We start from the raw sequence: 3343 nt of genomic DNA on the forward strand, positions 1-3343 counted from the left end.
CTGTCACAGTGCGTAACTGACTGCGATCGCCTAAAGTATTCCCACATCTTCCTTATGATGGAGTTGAAATGAGGAGTGGTGCTCAAAAGCATCTGGTGTTGGAGGAGGAGTCTGCAATGCGTGAAAAATTAATATTAGCTGCTACACTTACAATCTCACTGTATTTGTTTGTGGGAGTAAGTACATCGGGGAAAACCTCTAAAAACTATGTACTGCGATCGCCAGAAGGTGTAGCTCCACCCACAAATACTTTGCCGCGCTATGCTCTAATTCCCCTTCCTAACTCATCTAGCGCTTTCCATCCTACGTTTAAATAACAAAACTACATAATCAAGGTGTTGAAGGCTTTCCCCTACGAACAGTTACCTATTGACGATCATCCCATAAAGTTATAATTTTAGGTGGGGTGCAGGTTTGAAGTGAAATCTTAGAGAAAAAATTTGTTAAGGTGTGCTTGCACTTGTTGGGTGTTTGGGTAAGCTTGTCTGTAAAAGCTCTTTGAAAATTACGCACTCAACTTTCAAATTGAGCTAAATTTACTAGATGACATAAGTCTTATGGCTTGTGTTAGATTCTATTCTTAATAAGCGCACCAATTTAGATTGGTAGTTTCAGCATCTCCTGTGATTACGTAAAATAGTGACTAACTTCTAAGCCTAAAACCAGATGACATTTGTTCAAATAACCTTAGAGGATGCGCTACTTGGGTGTTTGAGAACTATTTGTCAGCTAGTCAATCGCAGGCTAATCGCTATCTGCAAAGATTAGGTCACTATATCTACTACAACTTTTTCCAGGGGTTCGATCGGGGCATTTACTATAAAAAAACTAAACAGAAAACCTCCAGCTTAAGGCTGGGGCATCTACTGCCGATCATTTATCTAATGAAATACTCCATCAGGTTGCGGGATTCCATTTTTATGTTTCCTGCTGTCATAGTCCACAGCGTCTTAATTTACCCTTTTCTAACGTTTGCGTTTGCATCAAAATTAGTGGAATTGGTAACAGTAGTTATCAATTACCAAGGATCTATTGTTCACAAAATCAACCGAGTCAAACAAAGGCTCATAAATGCCCTAAAAGCATCAGAAATTACACGCAAAAATGTAATTTTCATCAACCAGATTGAGAGTTATTTATTACAACTGAGCGATGGTTTGCTTTGCAACGCGCTCAGTCATTTGTCGTAGGCAATCTTGTTTAATAGCAGCTATTTATAGCTCCTGTTAACTACTACGATAGTTATTTTGCGTCAACATCAGCGGATCTACCAGGTAATTAAAATCATGAAAAGCATCTCCACCCAAGTCAACTTTGCCATCCAAAATACTCAACGCTTTAGCAACAATATCGCTAGTAAATCAGTCTTGAATAAAGCAGGTTCCACCTCATTAAAAGCACCGACAAAAGATATTGTTTTTATAGATTCAAGAGTTGATGATTATCAGACTCTTGCTGCGGGAGTAAAACTCGGCACAAAAGTATTCATCCTCGACACAATGAGGGATGGAATAGAACAAATAACTAGAGTTTTAGCTGATTATAGCCTAGTTGACAGCCTCCAAATTGTGGCTCATGGTAGCGAAGCCAAAATTGAGCTTGGTTCAGTAGAACTGAATATTAGCAACTTAGCAATCTATAGCAAACAGTTACAGCAATGGGGAAATGCTCTAGCAAATAGAGGAAGTATTCTCTTAGTTTCGTGTAATGTAGCGGCCGGAAACTTGGGCGTTGCTTTTGCGAGAAAACTAAGTGAATTGACAGGTGCTGAAGTTGCAGCTTCCGAGAGTTTGGTTGGGAGTGTAGCACTTGGAGGTAATTGGGATTTCGACTTTGCAACAGGATATATTCAATCTTCCTTAGCCTTTGAAAAAGAAGCTTTAGAAGCTTATAGTTTTGTCCTGGCTACTTTAATTGAAGAAAAATTTCAAGATGCAACTGTTACTGGGCCTTGGATCTATGGCAATGGTGGAAGTGGTAATAACCCTTACTTGACCGCATCACCAGTCGGTTCGTCTGGTGTTATTCCCCGTATTACTGGCGGCACAGTCGATCCTCCTGGCAGCGGTGCTTTGAGATTAACTTCTGTTGATGGTGACCAGTCAGCTTTTGTGATTTACAACAACCCTATCCCTTCTAATTCCGGCATTAAAGTTACCTTTGATTTCTTTTCATACGGGGGGAATAAGTTTACAGAGGCTCCTTTTGCTGCTACCGCTGGCGATGGCATTAGTTTCTTTTTAATTGATGGGAATGCAAATCCAACACAAGCTGGCGCATTTGCTGGTTCTCTGGGCTATGCTCAAAATCTGTCCGCTACTCCTCAGAAAGAAGGTATAGCGGGAGGCTATCTAGGCGTTGGATTGGACGAATATGGCAACTTTTCCACTGCAAATGGAGAGCGTTTTGACGGTCCTGGACGGCAACCAAATTCAATAGCAGTTAGAGGAAGTGAAGCACAAAACTATAAATACTTAACTGGAACAAACACACTTCCTCCCGGTGATGTGAGCATAGACAATCCTATTCTGGGGGCTACTCGCGACGGAATTAACCCATCGACAAGAAAGGCACAAGTCATCTTAACACCAGACAACTATCTCTCCGTTATCTATGATAAAAACGGTGATGGAACTTTGGACTCAGCAACTGAAACAGTTATTGATTCGTTGGATATTACCGCAGCTAATGGAGCAGCACCGTCTACCTTCAAATTTGGTTTCGCCAGTTCAACTGGAGGTGCGACAAACATACATGAAATCAGAAACTTAAAGGTTGAGACTTTAACTGAGCCTACGGAGCAGGCAGACATTGAAACTGTCAAAACTGGCCCTGCCTTTGTATTGCCTACCGCTCCTAACAACACTATCACCTACAAGATTACTGCTACAAATAATGGACCCATCGCTGCTACTAATGTAGTAATTCAAGATCCCCTACCAGCTGAGTTAACCTTCGTTAGTGCGACAGATGGTGGCACTTATGACCCTGCGACAAAAGTTGTTACTTGGCCGAGTATTACCTCTTTAGGTGTGGGTATTGGTCAGAGCGTCACTTATAATTTAGTGGCTACTGCACCTGCTGCCGGCGGCCCATTCCTTAACAAGGTATTCAGTACCGCGACAACTTTTGACCCCACTTCTGCGAATAATAATGGCACGGCTGCTAATGCCCAAGTTACTACTACAATCGCGTCTGCTGTTGCCGATGTAGTCACAACTAAAACAGGAGCTATTGCAGGCACAGCCGGAGCCAATGTCACCTACACAATCACCACCACAAATAACGGGCCATCAACGGCTGATGGTGTGGTAATTACTGACACTTTACCCAGAGGTTTAAC

At 42.0% G+C, this 3343-nt stretch carries 2 protein-coding genes; both read left to right on the forward strand.

Annotated elements, in window-relative coordinates; all coding sequences use genetic code 11:
• Window positions 1-116 precede the first annotated feature (116 nt).
• Window positions 117-317, forward strand: a complete 201-nt coding sequence (locus tag PN499_RS27875; RefSeq protein WP_272036674.1) for a hypothetical protein — start codon at window positions 117-119, stop codon at window positions 315-317.
• 969 nt (window positions 318-1286) lie between these two features.
• Window positions 1287-3343 (forward strand): DUF4347 domain-containing protein (locus PN499_RS27880; RefSeq protein ID WP_272036676.1); only part of this gene is annotated, 2057 nt, incomplete at its 3' end.

This window comes from Kamptonema animale CS-326, assembly GCF_028330895.1.
Classification (GTDB): Bacteria; Cyanobacteriota; Cyanobacteriia; order Cyanobacteriales; family Microcoleaceae; genus Kamptonema; species Kamptonema formosum.